Genomic DNA, 222 nt, shown 5'->3' with positions numbered 1-222 from the left:
CGACAAACACAAACAGCTGGCCCTTGGGGCTGAAATCCGAGGGCAAGCTGCGGCGCATATCAGCAATAAAATCATCAGAGCTGCCGTCATCTTCGTCATCCGACTCGCCTTCTGGTGTGCGACCGAACTTATGCACTAGGGAGCAGATCAGCCAGGGATTATGGGCATGCAGACGGGTCACCAGATCGGCACCGCTCTTGGTACGCAGGATCTCCTCTTCCA

The 222-nt window shown here is 55.9% G+C and carries 1 protein-coding gene; it reads right to left on the bottom strand.

Annotation, left to right across the window (positions count from 1 at the left end; all coding sequences use genetic code 11):
- On the bottom strand, positions 1-222 hold a 222-nt coding region (locus AACR93_RS03980), incomplete at both ends, for a hypothetical protein (RefSeq protein WP_043852287.1).

It is taken from the genome of Aeromonas sp. L_1B5_3, from assembly GCF_963866575.1.
In the GTDB taxonomy this organism is placed as follows: domain Bacteria; phylum Pseudomonadota; class Gammaproteobacteria; order Enterobacterales; family Aeromonadaceae; genus Aeromonas; species Aeromonas jandaei.
The sequence above is the reverse complement of the archived record's forward strand: the minus strand, read 5'-3'. Positions and strand labels throughout refer to the sequence as shown.